15 protein-coding genes and 1 pseudogene are annotated in these 17943 nt (G+C 69.1%); 11 read left to right on the top strand and 5 right to left on the bottom strand.

The genetic code is table 11. The features are described 5' to 3' along the window. Positions 1–481 precede the first annotated feature (481 nt). Positions 482–1171, top strand: coding sequence for a response regulator transcription factor FruA (gene fruA / locus KY661_RS36055; RefSeq protein ID WP_075010907.1), 690 nt, complete (start codon positions 482–484; stop codon positions 1169–1171). A 155-nt stretch (positions 1172–1326) separates the two neighbouring features. After that, entirely contained in the window at positions 1327–2322 is a 996-nt protein-coding gene (locus KY661_RS36060; RefSeq protein WP_225414520.1) for an SMP-30/gluconolactonase/LRE family protein, read from the top strand. Positions 2323–2337: 15 nt separating this feature from the next. Here the strand turns inward: KY661_RS36060 and KY661_RS36065 are convergent, their stop codons facing one another. The 5 genes and pseudogenes from KY661_RS36065 to glgC all read right to left on the bottom strand — a co-directional run. Then, a complete protein-coding gene (locus KY661_RS36065; protein ID WP_225414521.1) occupies positions 2338–3786 on the bottom strand; it encodes a right-handed parallel beta-helix repeat-containing protein in 1449 nt (482 codons plus the stop codon). Positions 3787–3938: 152 nt separating this feature from the next. Continuing rightward, the gene (locus tag KY661_RS36070; protein WP_225414522.1) at positions 3939–5762 is read right to left on the bottom strand and encodes a carbohydrate-binding protein; all 1824 of its coding nucleotides are present in this window, start codon (positions 5760–5762) and stop codon (positions 3939–3941) included. 28 nt (positions 5763–5790) lie between these two features. After that, entirely contained in the window at positions 5791–6507 is a 717-nt protein-coding gene (locus KY661_RS36075; RefSeq protein ID WP_225414523.1) for an alpha/beta hydrolase, read from the bottom strand. A gap of 9 nt (positions 6508–6516) precedes the next feature. Then, the gene (locus tag KY661_RS36080; protein WP_225414524.1) at positions 6517–7671 is read right to left on the bottom strand and encodes a dienelactone hydrolase family protein; all 1155 of its coding nucleotides are present in this window, start codon (positions 7669–7671) and stop codon (positions 6517–6519) included. A 31-nt stretch (positions 7672–7702) separates the two neighbouring features. Beyond that, positions 7703–8953, bottom strand: a pseudogene (gene glgC / locus KY661_RS36085) (glucose-1-phosphate adenylyltransferase); the annotation flags it as partial. A 185-nt stretch (positions 8954–9138) separates the two neighbouring features. Between glgC and KY661_RS36090 the strand changes: the two are divergent. From KY661_RS36090 to KY661_RS36130, 9 genes are all read left to right on the top strand, one after another. Then, complete coding sequence (locus KY661_RS36090; RefSeq protein WP_225414526.1) at positions 9139–9912, top strand: hypothetical protein; 774 nt, start codon at positions 9139–9141, stop codon at positions 9910–9912. A gap of 120 nt (positions 9913–10032) precedes the next feature. Further along, a complete protein-coding gene (locus tag KY661_RS36095; protein ID WP_225414527.1) occupies positions 10033–11031 on the top strand; it encodes a hypothetical protein in 999 nt (332 codons plus the stop codon). 69 nt (positions 11032–11100) lie between these two features. Next, positions 11101–12204, top strand: coding sequence for a trigger factor (locus KY661_RS36100; RefSeq protein ID WP_225414528.1), 1104 nt, complete (start codon positions 11101–11103; stop codon positions 12202–12204). Between the two features lie 46 nt (positions 12205–12250). Beyond that, positions 12251–12760 (top strand): hypothetical protein, encoded by a 510-nt coding sequence (locus KY661_RS36105; protein ID WP_225414529.1) that lies wholly within the window; start codon positions 12251–12253, stop codon positions 12758–12760. Positions 12761–12775: 15 nt separating this feature from the next. Further along, entirely contained in the window at positions 12776–14428 is a 1653-nt protein-coding gene (locus tag KY661_RS36110; RefSeq protein WP_225414530.1) for an alpha-amylase family protein, read from the top strand. Positions 14429–14437: 9 nt separating this feature from the next. Next, positions 14438–14770 carry a divalent-cation tolerance protein CutA gene (gene cutA, locus KY661_RS36115; protein ID WP_225414531.1) on the top strand — a complete coding sequence of 111 codons (333 nt, stop codon included), beginning with the start codon at positions 14438–14440 and terminating at the stop codon, positions 14768–14770. Between the two features lie 141 nt (positions 14771–14911). Beyond that, a complete protein-coding gene (locus KY661_RS36120) occupies positions 14912–15466 on the top strand; it encodes a hemerythrin domain-containing protein (RefSeq protein ID WP_225414532.1) in 555 nt (184 codons plus the stop codon). Positions 15467–15516: 50 nt separating this feature from the next. Continuing rightward, entirely contained in the window at positions 15517–16905 is a 1389-nt protein-coding gene (hflX, locus tag KY661_RS36125; protein WP_225414533.1) for a GTPase HflX, read from the top strand. Positions 16906–17044: 139 nt separating this feature from the next. Continuing rightward, positions 17045–17884 (top strand): class I SAM-dependent methyltransferase, encoded by an 840-nt coding sequence (locus KY661_RS36130; protein ID WP_225414534.1) that lies wholly within the window; start codon positions 17045–17047, stop codon positions 17882–17884. Positions 17885–17943: the final 59 nt, after the last annotated feature.

The raw sequence follows: 17943 nt of genomic DNA on the forward strand, positions 1-17943 counted from the left end.
GCGTGGCCACGTCGAGACTGGGGGAAGGGGAGAAGGCCATGCGGGCCCCCAGCATATGCTGCCTGCTCTCTGGCGCGGGGGCGGGCAAGCAAGGGGCGCGCTTCGCCCGTGGGCATTGCCCGGAGGGGGGCCCTGCCTGTCCGGCACCGGATGAAGACCTGCCCCGGGGTATGGACTCTCTAGACTTCAGGCCGATGCATGAGCACTTGACAGTCCGCCGCAACTTGAGTCGCTCAAAGCCAGGATTCAGTGGTAGAGTGGGTTTGGGGGTTGAGCCCACTGGGTCCGTGAACGACAGGGAGGTGGACTCGGAGAGGACTGGATTTCAGCAGTACCGCTGTCAATTGCTCAGAACAGGGTTGGCTTCAGGACATTCGCCGGACATGCACTTGCACCGGGTTGAAACATCCCGTCGAAGCAGACCAAGAAGCCGGTAGTATCAAAAAGCCAGACGTACGCCATGGCAGCTGGGGGGCTTAGCATGGCACAAAATCAGCTATCCGTTCGTATCTCCGTTCTCGAAGGTCCGTGGTCCGCGTGGCAGGGTCTTGCCGACGGATTGCGCAGTGAGGGATTGAACGTCATGTCTGTCACGCGTGACGTGCGCACCCTCTTGGACAGCCTCGGAACGGATCCGCCGCAGGTCACCATTCTGGATGTGGAGCCGGATCACGAGGCCACGGTGGGGTGCTCGGTCACCGAGGGGCTCAACCTCTTGCGCGAGGCCCGCAAGCGCCGCCTGGAGGTCCGCATGCTGATGCTGTCGGCGGTCAGCGCGCCGGACATCATCTCCCAGTGCTTCGATGAAGGGGCCTCCGGGTACCTCTTCCGCGCGGGGCTGGGCGTGGGCGCGGTGGCCACCGCCATCCACGGGTTGATCCGCGGCGAGCGGCTCTTCCCCGTGCAGCTGCTGCGCAATGACTTCGAGCACCCGCCGGCGGCCACGCAGCCGGCCAGCGTGCTGAATGCGCTCACGCAGCGCGAGCGCGAGGTGCTCGGCTACGTGGCCGGCGGCGCCGACAACCTGAAGATCGCCGCGCACCTGCAGATCGCCGAGCGCACGGTGAAGTCCCACGTGACGCAGCTGTACCGCAAGCTGGGCGCCGAGAACCGCACCCAGCTCGCACTGCGCGCCTGCCATCTGGGTGTGCGTCCGCCGCCGGATCTGTAAGCGGCGGCTCTCAGTGCCGCGGACGCGTGCCCGCCACGGTGGAGACACCGCTGGCGGGCCCGGTCCCGGGGGTACCGCGGGTCCTTCCCAGAAGTCCTGCTCCGGGCACCGGGGCTGATCCACTAGAGTGGTGGACACGCTGGGGAGGGAACACCATGAAGTTGCGCCATGCCGCCGTGTTGAGCGTTCTCGTGATGGGGTGTGCCGCCCGTCAGGCGCCTCGAGAGGGTTCGAGTGAAGCGTCTCCGCCGGTCACCCAGGTGCTCGCGTTCGAAGCCGCGCTGGGCCAGTTCCCCGAGGGGATCGCCGCGCGCGGCGGCGAGGCCTACGTCGGCATGGCCCCCACGGGGCAGGTGCTGAAGGTCTCCTCCTCGGGCGCGGTGGCGCCCTATGGCCGCTGGCCCGCGATTCCCAAGGACGGAGGGTACCTCACGGGCCTCGCCTTCGATGCGCGGGGGGCGCTCTACGCGGGCCTGGTCTCGTTCTCGCCGCCGCTCCGCACGGGCATCTACCGGCTGCCGGCCGGGGCGGAGGAGGCCACCCTCTTCGCCAGCCACCCGGAGCTGGCGTTCCCCAACGGCCTGGACTTCGACGCCCAGGGGCGCCTGTTCGTCACGGACTCGTCCACCGGCACGGTGTTCGCGTTCGGCCCGGAGGGGCAGGGCGGTCCGTGGGTCACGGACGCCTCGCTCCAGGGAAACCCCACCTACTGTGGCCCGGCGGTGCTGCCCTTCCCGATGGGCGCCAACGGCGTGGCGGTGGACGGGGACAGCGTGGTGGCCGTCAGCAGTGATCAGGCCTCGATCGTGCGCATCCCCATCCAGAAGGACGGCAGCGCGGGCGTCCCCCAGCGGGTGGTGGGCCCGGACTGCGCGGCCTTCTACGGCGGAGACGGCCTGGTGAGGGACCCGAAGGATGGCAGCCTGTGGGTGGCGATGAACCGGACGAACCGCGTCCTGCGCATCACCCCGGACCAGCGCCTCCTCGCGGTGGAGGCCGAAGGCGTGTTCGACGGTCCCGCCAGCCTGGCCATCGTCGAGGAGGACGGCCGCCGCTGGATGTACGTCACCAACTTCGGGTTCATCACGGCCAGCCGGGGAGGGACTCCACGGCTGGGACTGCTCAAGTTCCCCCTGCCCGGGCCGAAATGAGCCCGGCCGGGGGCCTTACTCCAGCAGCCCCGCGCCCACATCCGCCTCGAGCACCTGCCGCCACGCATCGAGGCTCGCCTGGGAGGACAGGGTCAGCCGCTCGCCGGAGAACTCCTGCTCGAGGTGGGCGTACGCGCCGCCCAGCTTCTCCTTCACACCGTCGGCCTGGAGGATGCCGCCGCGGGCGTAGTGGTTGCCCTCCAGGATGAGGCCGGGGCGGAACCGCTCGTGCCCCAGGCGCAGCAGGAGCGACTGCGCGCCGCCCCGCAGGGCGTTGTTGCGGATGACGAGGCCGGTGACTTCCTTGCCGTCCGCGGCCAGCATCATCCCGTAGCTGGCCGTGTTCGCCAGGGCGTTGTCCTGCACCCTCACGTTCTTGGCCGTCTCCACGCGGATGCCATGGCCGTTGCCCTTCGTGCGGCTGTGGATGTCCCGGATGGAGTTGCCCTCCATCCAGATGCCTTCGGGCACCGCGTTGCCGCTCACCACGGAGATGCCGCGGCCCGCGTCCGAGATGTCGTTGTTCTGCAGCTTGACGCCCACGGCGGCCTCGTGGATGACGATGGCCTCGCCGGCCGAGGTGCCCGCGTTGCGCAGCTCCAGGTTGGGAAAGCCGAACATGCGGTTGTTGCGCACGAGCACCTGGTGGCACCGCTTGATGTCCACCGCGTTCTCCCCATCCGCGTGCAGCGTGTTGCCGTCGATGAGCACGGCCTCCGCGGGGCCGTTGCCCTCCTGGCACTGGATGGAGTCGCCGGAGTTGTGGTGGATGTCGTTGTCCCAGATGACCGTGTTGCGCGACGGGCCCACCACCGTCACCCCGTGGGAGTCATCCCCCGGCTTGATGAAGTGGTGAAGGGTGTTGTGCTGGAGGGTGACGTGGTCCGCGCCCTCCACGAGCACCCCCGTGCCCGAGGTTCCGTGGTGAAGCTCACTGTTGGACAGCACGGAGTGGTGGGCGCCCGGATCGAAGGCGACGGCGATCATCGGCGCGCCACCCACATCCACGTGGAGGTTCTCCAGCCGCCAGCGTCCCTTCACATGGATGAGCGCGCCGCGCGCCCGCGGGCCCGGCACCAGGGTAGGGCGAGGTGAGCCCTCCCCGCGGAGGAACACGGGCGCCTCGGTGCCCTTGGACTCCAGGACGAGGTTCTCGGCGTAGACGCCCGGGAGCACCCGGATGGCATCGCCCGCCTTGGCGAGCGACGCGGCCCGGGTGAGGGTGCGCAGCGGGGACTCGCGCGTGCCGCGGCCCTCATCCGAGCCCTGGGGGCTGACGAACCAGCTCTTCCCCGTGGGCTCCGAGGGGCCGGGATCCTTCGCCTGGAGCTGCTCCACCTGGTCGAAGTAGGTGGAGCCGGTGGAGGCCCGCTCGCCCTCGGACCCACATGCCAACACAAAGAGACAGGAGACCACGCTGGTTGCGCCCGTGAAGACCCGCTGAAAACCCTTGTCCCGTGTCATCCTTTTCCCTCCGCGTTGCCCACATGACCCTGTCGCGGAACCGAAGTTCTCCATGAGGGAAGAGCACCACAAGGGGACTCATCCCAGTGGACGGTGATGCAACGGGGGGCGCGCGGTGGTCTCTCCGCACCTGTGGCGCTCGCGCGCCCACATCAGGGGCTGGGCCGGTATCCCTGTGTGACAGCCGGATTCACGGGCGTGAAGGCGTTGGCGGGGGCACCCGTCCAGGTGCTGCTGGGCGCCTGGAGTGGCACGGGCGTTCCACTCGCACCCTCGCAGACCACGGAGTTGACCCGCTCCAGCGTCGTCCCGCCCTCCTTGGAGGCCGCGGCGCCACACGGTCCCGCGTCCGAGACGATCGTGTTCACGAGCTTCACGCGCGCCGCGGGGGTGCTGTTGTTCTCGAGGACGATCTCGCTCTGGGCGTTCGCGTAGAACGTGGAGTCGTACACCTCCACATAGCCCTGGGACCACAGGCCCGCGGTCGAGTAGGAGTCGACCTTGCGCGCATAGGCACCGAGGACGTTGTTCAGCGTCGCCGGCTGCGCGCTGTCGTTCCAGAGGCGGAAGTTCCGCTTGTTCCGCAGCGCCACGCAGTTCTCGTAGTAGGGCGCCTGGGACTTGTCGTCCCACCCACCGTCGGTGTTGTCGTACGCGGCGGAGTTCAGGAAGGAGATGCGGTAGGCGGTGCGCTCCAGGGAGAAGCCGTCGCCGTTCTGGTAGGCGCCCGTGTCCGCGGAGGTGTGCGTGTTGTTGCGGGCGGTGACGCGGTTGAACACCACGTCATGCGAGCCCAGGGTGGCGTCCGCCGGGTTCTCCACGGAGACGCCGAAGGGGTAGGCCTCCGTGGCCCAAGCCGCGTCCCCCATCGTGGCGTCCGCGGTGAAGTCCTCCACGAGCAGGTCCGACACGTTTTCGATCAGGCGGATGCCCCGCTTGGTGTACCGGAGCGCCTGCGACCGGAGGAACTTCGTGTTCGCCAGGTGGCTGGCGGCGAGGCCTTCCCGGACGCGGTGGAGCTGGAGCTGGCTCAGCACGAGGTGGGACGCCGTGTCGGCCCGCACGCCGTAGTAGTAGCTCTCCGCCTGGAGGTTCGAGATGTCCCAGTGGTGTGCGTTCGTGAACCGGAGGAACGCGTAGCTCTTGTTGGAGTTGCCCGGGTCCGTGGGGCTCCACCGGCCCTTGAAGACGGGCAGGCCCTGGCCCAGGTCCACGCCCACCACCTTCTTGGGCAGCGTCTCCGTGCCGCTCGTCGAGAGGGAGAAGGAGAACGGCGTCGAGCTGTCATAGAGGCCACCGGCCACGTACAGCGTGTCCCCGGGCACCATCGTCTGATTGAGCACGGTGGAGAGCTGGCTCACCGGAAAGGCATTGCTCCAGTTGGAGCCATCCAGGGTGCCCGCGCCCGAGCGGCTCAGATAGAGGGCGCGGCCGGGCAACTGCGTGGAGGCGATCTGCCGCAGGTACGTGTTGCTGCCGGTGAACGCCAGGCGGATGACGTGGGTGCCCGCCGTGACATCGAAGGCCGTGGGAACCGTGTGGCTCTTGAAGGTGCCATGGCCCCCGGTGCCCACGAGGGCCACCGGCACCGCGGCCGCGCCATCCACCGAGAGGCTGACGCTGCCACTCCCGCTCGCCATGGAGTAGGAGAGGCTCAGCGCGTAGCGCCCCGTCTGGGGAACGGTGACCGTGTATTCGAGCCACTCGCCCGGAGCGCCACGGACCTCCAGGTCTCCCGAGCCGCGAACCCCGATGTCCACGCCCTCGGTGGGCCGGTACGTCTGGGTGCCCGTGGCGGGATCCAGGTCGTGGTAGGCCACGCCCTCACCGCCCTGGTCGAAGTCATAGGCCCGGATGGCGCCGGGAAAGGTGTTGGAGCCATAGGGCGCCTGGGGCTCCGCGGCGCCCGCGAGCCCTGGAAGGCCCAGGCACAGGGCGAGAAGCCAGGAGGAAGATCGGTTAGAGGTGAGGGACATGGAGGGCTCCTGTGGGGGTGAACGCAAGTCAGGGGCGGACGAGCCAGTCCGCCGCATCGCCGATGGCCTCTTCCCAGTCCTCGGGCCGCATCATGTGGGCGGACTGGGGAAACTCCCGGTAGCGCAGCCTCCCCGGCGATGAGGCATAGAGTGGCTCCAGCCGCGCGTGGAACTCCCGGGCACCCTGCAGGGACACCACCTCGTCCAGCCCCGCCGTCTGGCTGAAGAGTGCCACGGGGAAGAGGCGCTCCGGGTGGCGATGGGGACTGTGGGGCAGGGCGTCGTCCCAGAGGGGCGAGCCCAGCAGGGGCACGGCGGCGTGGAGCCTCCGCTCCGCGAGCAGCGCCCCATAGGTAATGAACCCGCCCAGCGAGACGCCGCCCACGCTCAGCCGCGCTGGGTTCGCCCCGTGGTGGGTGACCAGCGTGTCGAGCAGCGCGGGCACCTCGTGCGCGCTGCCGTGAATCACGTTCAGGAACTCCCCGTGGAAGTGGGGATGGCCCTGGTTCAGGCGCTCGTCGAAGTCCGGGAAGCGCCGCTCCCCATGGCCCACGGCATCCACGCCCACCGCGAAGAGGCCGCGCTCGGCGAACCGCTGCAACTCACGCTCGTGGACCTCCTTGGAGCCGCCCAGGCCGTGAAAGAAGAGCACCACGCCCCGCTGCAGTGCGTCCTCGCGCGGGCCCGCATGAACGGTCAGCGCGGGCACCCCCGCCAGGGAGAGCCGCGACGTATGAAAAAACATGATTACCCTTTATTCCGAGAGCAACCCGGACCACAAGGCAATCAGTTTGAGAATGTCCACGATGCCTGTTTTCGGGTCGAACTCGGCATGGGTGATGAGTGGGGTGGCGAGGCGGTGGACCTCGGTGTGCGGCTCCAGCGCCTGGCGCAGGAGCGCCGACTCGATCGCGGGGATGACCGTGTCGTCCGCGCCGTGCAGCAGGTAGACGGGCGCCACCGGCGGAGGCGAGCGCTCCGGGGAGAGTGAGGCGTCCGCCGCGAACGACTGGACGTAGGGCAGGAGCAGCGGCCCGAGCGCGGCCACATCGCGCGTGTTGACGGAGCCCATCAGGCGCGCGGCGGGCTCGGGCAAGCGGGCCTGCATCCGCCGGGCTTCCGCGAAGGTCTCCTCGGCCCGCCGGGGATCCGTCAAGGTGAGGTGAGAGGCCCGCAGGAAGGTGCGGATGGCCTCGCGCAGGGGCTCCACCTGCTCTGGAGGAACAAGCTGTCCGGCCACGTTGAGCAGGATGACCACCACGCCGTAGTCATGGGGCTTCAGGCGCTGGCCATCGGGCTTCACGCCGGTGCACAGGAAGGCCAGCACGCGCGACAAGTCGCCATGGCCCCCGAAGGACAGCGTGGCCGCCACCTTGTCCTTCAGCCCGGGCCTTCCGGCGGCCACCACGGAGAGCCCACCCGAGAAGCTGATCCCGAAGAGGCTCACCTTGCCATCGGGGGCGAGGCGGGGCTGCGAGGCTGTCCACGTGGCCGCGTCCTCGACCATGTCCGTGAGGCGCGGGGTGATTTCATACCGGAGCAGATCCACCGGCTCGGGGGTGAGCACGGGCACCCCCTCGGTGGCCAGCGCCCGGGCCAGCATCACCAGCCGGGGCTCGTCGATGCCGTCCGCGTGGACCCCCGAGGTCAGCACCACCGTGTGGCCCCGGTGCTCCCGGGGCCGGTAGAAGCGGGCGCGCAGGGGGCCGTGCCGGGAGGGCACCTGGAACTCGGTGACTTCGACGGGCTGCGCCCTCCAGGAGGTGAGGGTGCCCGCCCAGCCGCCGTGCCTGCCGGTGGCCCGGAGCACCAGCGAGAGGCCGCGCACGTAATCCGGCGCGGCGAGGAGGAGCCCCAGCAGGCCCAGGGCCAGCACCGCCAGGAGGGCAAACCGGAGTCTCCGCCTCACACGTGTTCCGCCTCGAAGGCTCGCCCAGGCCTCAGACGAACCGGTAGTTCTTCGGAACGACGACGATGCCCGTGTCGGTCACGGTGAAGCCGCGCGCCTTGTCCTGCGCCACATCATAGCCGACGCGCGCGTTGGGCGGCACGCGCACGCCCTTGTCGATGATGGCGTTCTTCACCTTGGCGTGGCGGCCGATGTCCACCCCGTCGAAGAGCACCGAGCGCTCCACCTCCGCGTACGAGTTCACCCGCGCCCAGCGGAAGAGGATGCTCTCGCGCACCGTGCCGCCGGAGATGATGCAGCCACCGGCCACCAGGGAGTTGAGCGCCCGGCCCATCCGGTCCCCGGACTCGTGGACGAACTTCGCCGGCGGGCTGTACTCGTTCGCCGTGCGCAGGGCCCACTCGGGGTTGTACAGGTCGAACTCCGGGTTGACCGAGACCAGGTCCATGGAGGCCTCGTGGTAGGCCTCGAGCGTGCCTACGTCCCGCCAGTACGTGTTGGGCCCCCCCTCGCGCCCCGGGATGGGGTTGCGGGTGAAGTCGTAGTACTGGATGTGGTAGCCGTCCTTCAGCGCCTTGGGGAGGATGTTCTTGCCGAAGTCGTGCTGGGAGCCCTCCTCGCGCGCATCCATCTCCAGCAAGTCCTGGAGCACTTGGCGGCGGAAGATGTAGTTGCCCATGCTGGCCAGGGCCATGGTGGGCCGGTCCGGCATGGGCTTGGCGTCCTTGGGCTTCTCCTGGAACTCTGTGACGCGGCCGCGCTCGTCCACCTGCATGATGCCGAAGCGGTGCGCGTCCGCGAGCGGCGTCGGGTACGCGGCGATGGTGATGTCCGCGCGCTGGGCCTCGTGCATCTCCAGCATGTGCGCCACGTTCATCTTGTAGATGTGGTCGCCGGAGAAGATGGCCACGTGCTCGGCGCCGTGGTTCTCCACCAGGTGAAGGTTCTGGTAGATGGCGTCCGCCGTGCCCCGGTACCACACGGGCCCCAGCTCCTCGAAGCGGTACATCTGCGCGGGCACCAGCGTGATGAAGTAGTCCGACAGGAACGAGCCGAAGCGCCAGCCGCGCTGAATGTGCTCGGTGAGCGACTGCGCCTTGAACTGCGTCAGGACGTAGATGGAGTAGATGCCGGAGTTGATGAAGTTGTTGAGCGCGAAGTCGATGATGCGGAACTTGGAGCCGAATGGGACGGCGGGCTTCGAGCGCTTCGCGGTGAGCGGTGCCAGACGCGTTCCCTGGCCGCCGGCCAGGATCATGCCGAGGATGTGCTTCGCCATATGTCGGGGGTCCCTCTCCTGGGCCCGTCATATCAGCAGGCCGCGGACCCGGAGCGTCCGAAGTGCCACGCGCAATAGCAGACGCAGAGCGTCAAGCGGCCCTCGCCGCGCGGCGCCATTCTTGGGGTCCGAAGTAAACGCAAGACAGCGCCGCGTGTCATGCTGGGCGCCTGATGAAGCTCCTCGGGATGGTGCTCCCCTTGATGGCCGTGGCGTGCGCCACCCCCGGCAATCTGTCCTCGGCGTGTGAGAACGGCCGCGCGTGGGCCTGCAGCGAATGGGCGCCCGAACTCCTCCGGCAGGGGGAGCGGCAACAGGCCGAGAATGCCTTTGCCCGCTCCTGCGAAGGGGGCTACACCGAGGACTGCGTCTCCGCGGGGCGGCTCATGATGGAGCGGGGAGAGCTGTCGAGCGCCGAGACCCCGCTGCTCAGCGCCTACGAGCTGGAGAACGAAGAGGCCACCTGGGCCCTGGCGGATCTCTACCAAGCCCGGGGCACGCCCGCGGATCTCGACCAGGCCGAGCGGCTCCGCTGGGAGGCGCCCGCCATCAACAAGCCGGATCGCGAGGTCTTCTGGGAGTGGCGGCCCACGCCCTCGGGGGAGGCCTCCTATGCCCTGGCATACATGTTCCAGCCGATGGCACTCGAGGCGCGCCGCTTGAGCCTCGGCCTGCACTTCGCCTGGAAGGGGCCCAAGGCCGAGGAGTTCAACGCCGCCTTCGGCTACCAGCACTACCTGTCGTCCCAGTTCGTGCCGTACACCACCGTGCTCCTCGGAGGGGCGTTTCAGAAACACACCTTCAACGTGGGAGGGGAGCTCGGCATGAAGTGGTGCTGGGGGTCCTGGGGCCACCTGCGCATGGGCGTGGGCTCCTCGGTCGCCAGCCCCCTCCACGCTTCGCTCGGCATCGGCATCAACTCCTTGCCGATCGACGTCTTGCTGCTGCTGGCCGCTCACTGAGCGGCGATGCAGGCGTGCCCGTGTGGGCACGTGTAGGGGAAGCTGGGGGCTGCAACTTTGTTCTGCCAACCCCGATAATGTCCAGCGAAGACGTTCTCTCCGAACCTCCTGGAGTCCTTCATGTCGCCCCGCATTGGTGATGAGCCGCGCGTTCCCCGGCAGTCCCCGCTCACTCCTGCCGCCCCGGACCGTTGCACTGCCACGACCCCGCCCGCCCCGCCGCCGCCGGCCGCCGCGCCGGCTCCGGCCGCGCAGCCGCAGGACCAGTTCGAGGCCGCGGCCAATGGTGTCAACCGGGCGGCCAACGGCGTCAAGAGCGTCACGGACGCGGTGCTCGGCACGCAGACGCGCAACGTCAGCGGGCAGCAGACGTTCGGCCCCTGGAACCTCGGCAGCCAGCCCCGCTCCACCGTCGAGCCGATGAACACGCGCGCCAGCCGCGCCGCGGGCATCGCGGGCACGGCCGCCAGCGTCGCCCAGCTGCCGGGCGCCGCCTACACCGCCATCCGGGATGCCCGGGCCTTCGCCCAGAACGCCACCGTGGAGAACGGCATCACCGCGGCCGGCTCCGGGGCGAGCGCCGTCTCGACGGCCGCCAACGCGGCCAAGGGCATCATCGAGACGGGCAACCTGGTGTCCAACTTCCGTGGGGTCCGCGACGCGGCCGCCCGGACCATGGCCGAGAATGCGCCGGACGCGGCCCGCGCGGTGGTGAACCGCGTGGCGGGCGAGACCGCGCAGCAGGTGCTCGATGGCGCCTCGCGCCAGGTGACGCGCAACGTGGCGGCCCGTGCGGCCGGTGAGGGGTTGGAGGCCGCGGCCCGGGCCGGTGCCTCCGCCGCGCGCGCCGCGGCGCCCCACGTGCTCGCGGAGACCGCGGGCCGGGCTGCTTCCCGGTTCGTGCCGGGCCTCAACGTGGCCATCGCCGCCGCAGACACCGCCGCCTTCGGGGCGGAGGTGGCCAACGCCGTGCGCAGTGGCAATCCGAACGTGGGCAAGCTCGCCACCAGCGGCATCACCGCGCTGGGCTCCGTCGCCGCCGCGACGAACATCCCCGTCGTCAGCCAGGTGGGCGCGGCCGTCTCGACGGTCTCCAGCTTCGTCGGCTCGTTCTTCTAGTCTGCCGCGCCCCTCCGGACCTTCGGCCTCCGCGCGAGGTGTGGTATCGAAGGTCCAGAGCGAGGCACCATGGCCAACAAGAAGGACCGTTCGGGAAGCAGCACGTCCGCGGCGTTCAGCGGGGATGTGCAGATCAATGGGATCCTGAACAAGATTCCCGCGGCGCTGGCGCTGGACAACGCGCCCGTGATGTTGCCGGAGGTGGAGGCTCCCTCCTTGGAGGGGCTCACCGCGGAGCTGACCCCCCGGCCCCTCACGCAGGACGATCTCCTCGACCGGCTGACCGAGCTCGTGCGTGAGCACGCGCAGCGGCGGGAGCGCGCGCAGACGGAGACCGTCGCCCTGGGCGACGAAGTGCTGCTCGACACCCTCGGTTATGCGAAGGGACGCCTCCTTCCGTTCTCCATCCGGGAGAACCGCTGGGCCCTGGTGAATCCGGATCCCTTGCTGCCGGGCTTCTTCGAGGCGCTCGTGGGCCGGCAGGTGGGGCTCTCGGTGGACATCGCGCTGACCCTGCCGCCGGACTACCCCGTGGAGTCCCTGCGCGGCGCCTCCGCGCGCTTCCTGGTGGACGTGAAGGCGGCGCGCGAGCTGTCGCTGCCGGACGCCGAGTCCCCCGCCTTCATCGCCTCGATGGGGAAGGGGGCCACCCTGGTGGACGTCATGCGCCAGCTCGGCGAGGACCTCGCCAACGAGCGCACGGATGAGGCCACGCGCGAGGCCCGTGAGCACGTGCTCGACGTGCTGGTGGAACGCACGCAGGTGGAGGTGCCTGAGGCGCTGGTGGACGAGGAGATCCGCCGCCGCTGGGCCGAGGCCGAGCGCCCCCTCCTTCAGCGCAAGGACTTCGGGCCTGACGAGCTTCAGCAGGCGCTGGAGGCCTGGCAGCAGGATCCGCTCACGCGAGCCGACGCCACGCGGCGCCTGAAGATCGCCCTGGTGCTGGCCGCCATCGCCCGGCGCGATCAGATCCAGCCTCAGCGCGAGGCGCTGGAGTCCATCGAGGGGTTTCTGACAGGGCCCGCGAGGATTCCGCGCGAGCAACTCCAGCGTGTGCTGGAGAACGATCCGGACGTCCAGGAGCGGCTGTCCAACGTGCTGATGCAGCTGGCGGTCATCGATCACGTCATGTCGAAGGTGAGGCTCACCGCCGCGCCGCCCCGCGGCGCCTGATTCCGCGGGTGCCCCGGACGCGCTTCTGGGGCAGGATTCCGCCCCCATGGGCCTTCTGGAATCCTGGATGTTCCGCAAGTGGCCGCGCCCCACGCAGCCCGCCTCGCTCACGCTGGAGCTGGCGGCGTTGCGCCTCGGGGCACTCAGCCTGGGTTCACCGGCCCAGGAGCTGGCGGATCGCCTGGGGCCTCCGGCGTCCTACAGCCTCATGCGCAAGCGCGGGTGGTGGCTCTACCCGGAGCTGGGCCTGGCCTTCGATGCGAAGGACGGCCAGCTCATCTACTTGGCGCTCGTGGCCGCCCACCCGGAGGCCTCGCTGCTCCAGGGCTTCGAGGCCCGGTTCCGGCCCTTCTCCGGGCTCGTGCGCCTGCCCCGGGGCACCGAGCGCCTCTCCAGCCTTCAGGAGCCTGTGTTCCGGGAGCTCTTCGGGGAGCCCGTGGACGCGGTCCGTGAGCCGGGGGAGTCCGTGGTGACGTTCCGCGCGGGGAGCGTGGACGTGGAGCCGGAGTTCCTCCCCACTGGGCGTCTCAAGCACCTGGCGCTGTTCCGCACCTGAAAAGGCCTCTCCGGAATGATCGACGACCTCTGGTACAAGAACGCCATCATCTACTGTCTGGACGTCAAGACGTTCATGGACTCCAACGGGGATGGGGTGGGGGACTTCGAGGGCCTCACCCGCCGCCTGGGCTATCTGGCGGGCATCGGCGTCGACGCCATCTGGCTGTTGCCCTTCCACCCCTCGCCCATGCGGGACAACGGCTACGACATCACCGACTTCTACGGGATTCACCCCAGCCTGGGCTCGCTCGGGGACTTCGTGGACTTCACCCACGAGGCGAAGAAGCACGGCATCCGCGTCCTGATGGACCTGGTGGTGAACCACACCTCGGATCAGCACCCCTGGTTCAAGGCGGCGGTGAAGGACGAGCGCTCGAAGTACCGCGACTGGTACCTCTGGTCGAAGACGAAGCCAAAGGATGCCCACCAGGGCATGGTCTTCCCCGGCGTGCAGGAGAGCACCTGGACGCGCCATCCCAAGGCCCAGGCGTACTACTTCCACCGCTTCTACAAGTTCCAGCCCGACCTCAACATCTCCAACCCCGACGTGCAGACGGAGATCCAGCGCATCGTGGGGTTCTGGCTGGAGCTGGGCGTGTCGGGCTTCCGGATGGACGCGGTCCCCTTCGTCATCCAGCGCGATGGCGTCCGGGACCTGCACGCCGAGCAGTTCCGCCTGCTCAAGAACCTGCGGACCTTTCTCCAGTGGCGGGCCGGTGACGCCATCCTCCTCGCGGAGGCCAACGTGGAGCCGAAGCGGAACTTCGAGTACTTCGGCAAGGACGGAGAACGGATGCACATGATGTTCAACTTCTTCGTCAACCAGCATGCGTTCTACGCGCTGGCCACCTCGGACGTGCGCCCGCTCGCCCGGGCCCTGGAGCGCACGCGCATCCACCACGCGACGTCCCAGTGGGCGCACTTCATGCGCAACAACGATGAGCTGGACCTGGGCCGGCTCGACGAGGCGCAGCGCCAGCGCGTGTTCCAGGAGTTCGGCCCCGAGCCCCGCATGCAGGTGTATGGCCGCGGCCTGCGGCGGCGGCTCTCCCCCATGTTCGAGGGGGACCGCCGGCGCCAGGAGCTGGCCTACAGCCTGATGTTCACGCTGCCAGGCACGCCCGTGATGCGCTACGGCGACGAGATTGGCATGGGCGAGGACCTGTCCCTCAAGGAGCGCAGCGCCGTGCGCACCCCCATGCAGTGGTCCACCGAGGCGAACGCCGGCTTCTCCACCGCGAAGAAGACCGTCCTGCCGGTCATCTCGGACGGGCCCTTCGGCTACCCCCGCCTGAACGTGGCCGACCAGCGCAGGGACCCCAACTCCCTGCTCAACTGGACCGAGCGCCTCATCCGCGCGCGCAAGGAGTGTCCGGAGATTGGCTGGGGCGAGTGGCGGGTGCTGGAGACCAGCTCCCCGCACGTGCTGGCGCTGCGCTACGACTGGCGCAACAACGGCGTCGTGTTCCTGCACAACTTCGATCCCAAGGGGCACCTGGTGACGTTCGGGGCCGGGAGCTCCGAGGGGGCGATGCTCGCCAACATCCTGTCGGGCGAACACTCGCACGCGGATGGGCGGGGCCAGCACCGGGTGGAGCTCGAAGGCTATGGCTACCGCTGGTTCCGCGTGGGCGGGCTCGACTACATCCTCAAGCGCTCACGGTAGAGGCTTGGCATGACCGAAATGATTCTGGTGCTCGTGACGTGTCCCAACCCGGAGGTGGCCAGCGCCATCGCCCGCCAGCTCGTGGAGGAGGAGCTGGTGGCATGCGGCAACATCCTTCCCACCGTCCGCTCCATCTACCGGTGGCAGGGAGAGGTGCAGGATGAGCCGGAGAGCCTGCTGATCCTCAAGACGCGCCCGGAGCTGTTCGAGCCCGTCCGGCAGCGGGTGCTGGCCCTTCATCCGTACGAAGTCCCGGAGGTCCTCTCGCTCCGGCCAGAGGCAGGTCACCGCGCTTACCTCGACTGGGTCCTCGGTTCGACGAAGCTCCCCAGCCCCGGCTGAACCGCTCAGGCAGCCGAGCGCACGGGAGAACGCCTGACGGCGAACCACGCTTCGCACCCCCTGTCCTTTGATCCACCTGCACGCGGACGCCGTGCTGGCCAGATTTCCTGGAGCCGATGCAGGCACATCAGGAGTGGAGCGATGAGTGAAAGCATCGTGGTACTGCAGAAGCGTGACCACGCGGAACTCGACCGCCTGCTGGAACGCTATGAGGCGGACTCTCCCGCCGGGCGCCGCGAGACGTTCCGGAAGATCGTGAATCTGGTCACCACGCATGCCTTCGCCGAGGAGGAGGTGCTCTTTCCCGCCGCGCGCCGGGTCCTGGGGGTGGGGGAGCACATCACCGCGGAGATTGAATCCGAGCACCAGCGCATCAACGAGCTCCTCAAGGAGATGGAGCCGCTCGTTCCCGGGGACACCGCCTTCGAGCAGCGGGTGAGCGAGCTCTTTCCGCTGCTGCGGCTCGATGTCCGGAATGAGGAGGACCGGCTCCTGGGCGCGCTCGAGAAGGCGCTGGATGAAAAAGCCTTGAGGCGGATCGGTGTGGCCTGGCTCTTGGCCAAGAAGGCGGCGCCCAGCCGCGGCCATCCGGCCATCCCCCGCAGGCCGCCGGGCAATCTCCTGGCGGGTATTCCGCTCTTCTTCATGGACCGGCTTCGGGATCTCTTCGCCCGGTGGCGGCACGCGCCCCAGTGAGCCGGTGGACTCCTGGGGGCATCTCCGCCCTGTCGTGATACGAGAGGGGGATGCCGTCCTCTTCTTCGTTCCCCCCTGCCGTCCTCGTAGGCGTCCAACTCCCGGGCGTCTCCGACATCGAACATGCCGCTGACCTCGCGGAGCTGGGGCGGCTGGTGCACACCCTGGGGTACGAGGTCGTCGCGACCGTGTCCCAGCGCCGCGAGTCGGTCGCGGCCGGAACGGTCCTCGGGACCGGAAAGCTCCAGGAGCTGGCCCGGCTCACCGGGGGCTCCGGCAACGTCCCGTCGGGAGCCCCGTCGCGCAAGTCGAAGGCACGCGAGCGCTGGGAAGCTGGCGAGGAGGAGCTTTCCGAAGAGGCGGCCGAGGAGGAGGCCGAAGAGGAGCCCGAAGAAGGGGAGGGCACGGTGCCCCCCACGGTCACCCCCCGGGTGGTGGTGGTGGACCATGAGCTCTCGCCCAGCCAGTTGAGCAACCTCGAGCGGGCCACGGGCGCCCAGGTGCTCGACCGGACCGGCGTCATCGTGGACATCTTCCACCGCCATGCGCGCAGCCGGGAGGCGCGGATGCAGGTCGAGATCGCCCGGCTCAACTACCTGGCCCCGCGCATGCGCGAGTCCACGGGGAGCCGCGAGCGGCAACAGGGCCGCGGCTCCGGTGACTCGGCGATGGAGCTCGACCGCCGCAAGATCCGTGACCGGCTCGCCGAGCTGCGCGAGGGGCTGGCCGCCATCCAGCAGGACCAGGAGCAGCGGCGCTACGCCCGGCGGGACCAGCTCCGGGTGGCCCTGGTCGGGTACACGAACGCGGGCAAGTCCTCGCTCATGCGCGCCATGACGGGCAGCGAGGTGCTGGTCGCCGACCAGCTCTTCGCCACACTGGACACCACGGTGAGGGCCCTGCAACCGGAGACCCGGCCGCGCATCCTCGTGTCGGACACCGTGGGCTTCATCCAGAAGCTTCCGCATGATCTCGTGGCCTCGTTCCGGTCCACGCTGGACGAAGCGCTGGAGGCCTCCCTGTTGCTCTACGTGGTGGATGCCTCGGACCCGACCTGGGAGGCCCAGCTCGAAGTCACCCGCTCCGTGCTCCGCGAGATCGGCGCCGAGAACGTCCCGAGCCGGCTGCTGTTCAACAAGGCGGACCGGCTCTCGCCCGAAGCCCGCGAGGCCCTGCTCCAGCAGCACCCCGAGGCCATCGTCCTCTCGGCGCACTCGCCGGAGGATGTCGCGGCGCTCCGGCTGAAGGTGATGGAGTTCTTCGAGCGCTCCATGACGGAGGCGGAGCTGGTGATTCCCTATGCCCGCCAGGGGCGCATCGGCGAGGTGTACGAGAATGCCCGGGTGCTCTCGGAGGAGTTCGACGAGAACGGACGGAAGCTGAAGATCCGGGCGCTCCCGGCCGCGATCGCCAAGCTGACCCACGCGTTCGGAAAGTGAGCCGGGCTCAATACAGCGTTGATTCGCATTCCACGCCTCCATCCTTTCCCTCTGGCATCAACGATGGCGAAGGCGGATCTTCCCGGAGGCCTCGGCGTGGACGCTCGCTCCGCCGCTCGGGAAGGGGCAAAATGCTCCCATGAACGAATCTCCCGGAGCTTCCGGATGGGCCGCCGAGCGCGGCGAGAAATGGCGCATCCATCTGTCTGGCATGGAGGCGATGCTCAAGCCGGTCGATGAACCGCTGATCCGCGCGCTGCAGCTCGACGCGCCCTGCAGGATCGCCGATATCGGGTGCGGCGGCGGCGAGACGGCGTTGGAGATTCTGCGCCAGGCACCCGCGGGAAGCGCCGTTCACGGCTTCGACATCACGCCCAGCCTCATCGAAGCGGCTCGCGCTCGCATCCCGTCCGGAGAGCGCGCGATCGCCTTCGACGTGGCGGACATGGGGACGGCGGTGCCCGAAGCGCCCTATCACCGCATGGCCTCGCGCTTCGGCGTCATGTTCTTCCAGGACGCTCCCGCTGCCTTCGCCAACCTGGCCCGCTGGCTTGCGCCGGGTGGCCGGTTCGCCTTCGCGGTCTGGGGCCCTCAGGCAGGCAATGCGTGGGTGACGAGCGTCCGCGACGCGGTGGCCGAGACCGTCGACATCCCGCCCACCGATCCCGACGCGCCGGGGCCGTTCCGCTATGCCCGGGTGGACACGTTGCTCCACCTGCTCGCCCAGGCGGGCTTTGGCGGACTCGACGCGCGCGACTGGCGCGGAACGCTCCCGATTGGAAGCGGGCTGCCGCCTGCGGAGGCGGCGGATTTCGCGCTCGCATCCTTTTCCTCGTTCAGTGATCTGCTGGCCAAGGCAGGCGACGCGGCGCTCCAGGCCGCACGCCAGTCCCTGACGGCACGCTTCGCCCGGCACCACCAGGACGGCACCGTCCGGATGGACGCGTGCGTTCACATCGTCACGGGGACGCGCCCGTGACGGATGTGATGATTCAATGAGGGGGCGATACAGAGAGCAGCGAACGGGCAGGGGTGCGT

Origin of the sequence: Allostigmatella hybrida (genome assembly GCF_020103775.1) — a bacterium.
GTDB classification, from domain to species: domain Bacteria; phylum Myxococcota; class Myxococcia; order Myxococcales; family Myxococcaceae; genus Hyalangium; species Hyalangium aurantiaca.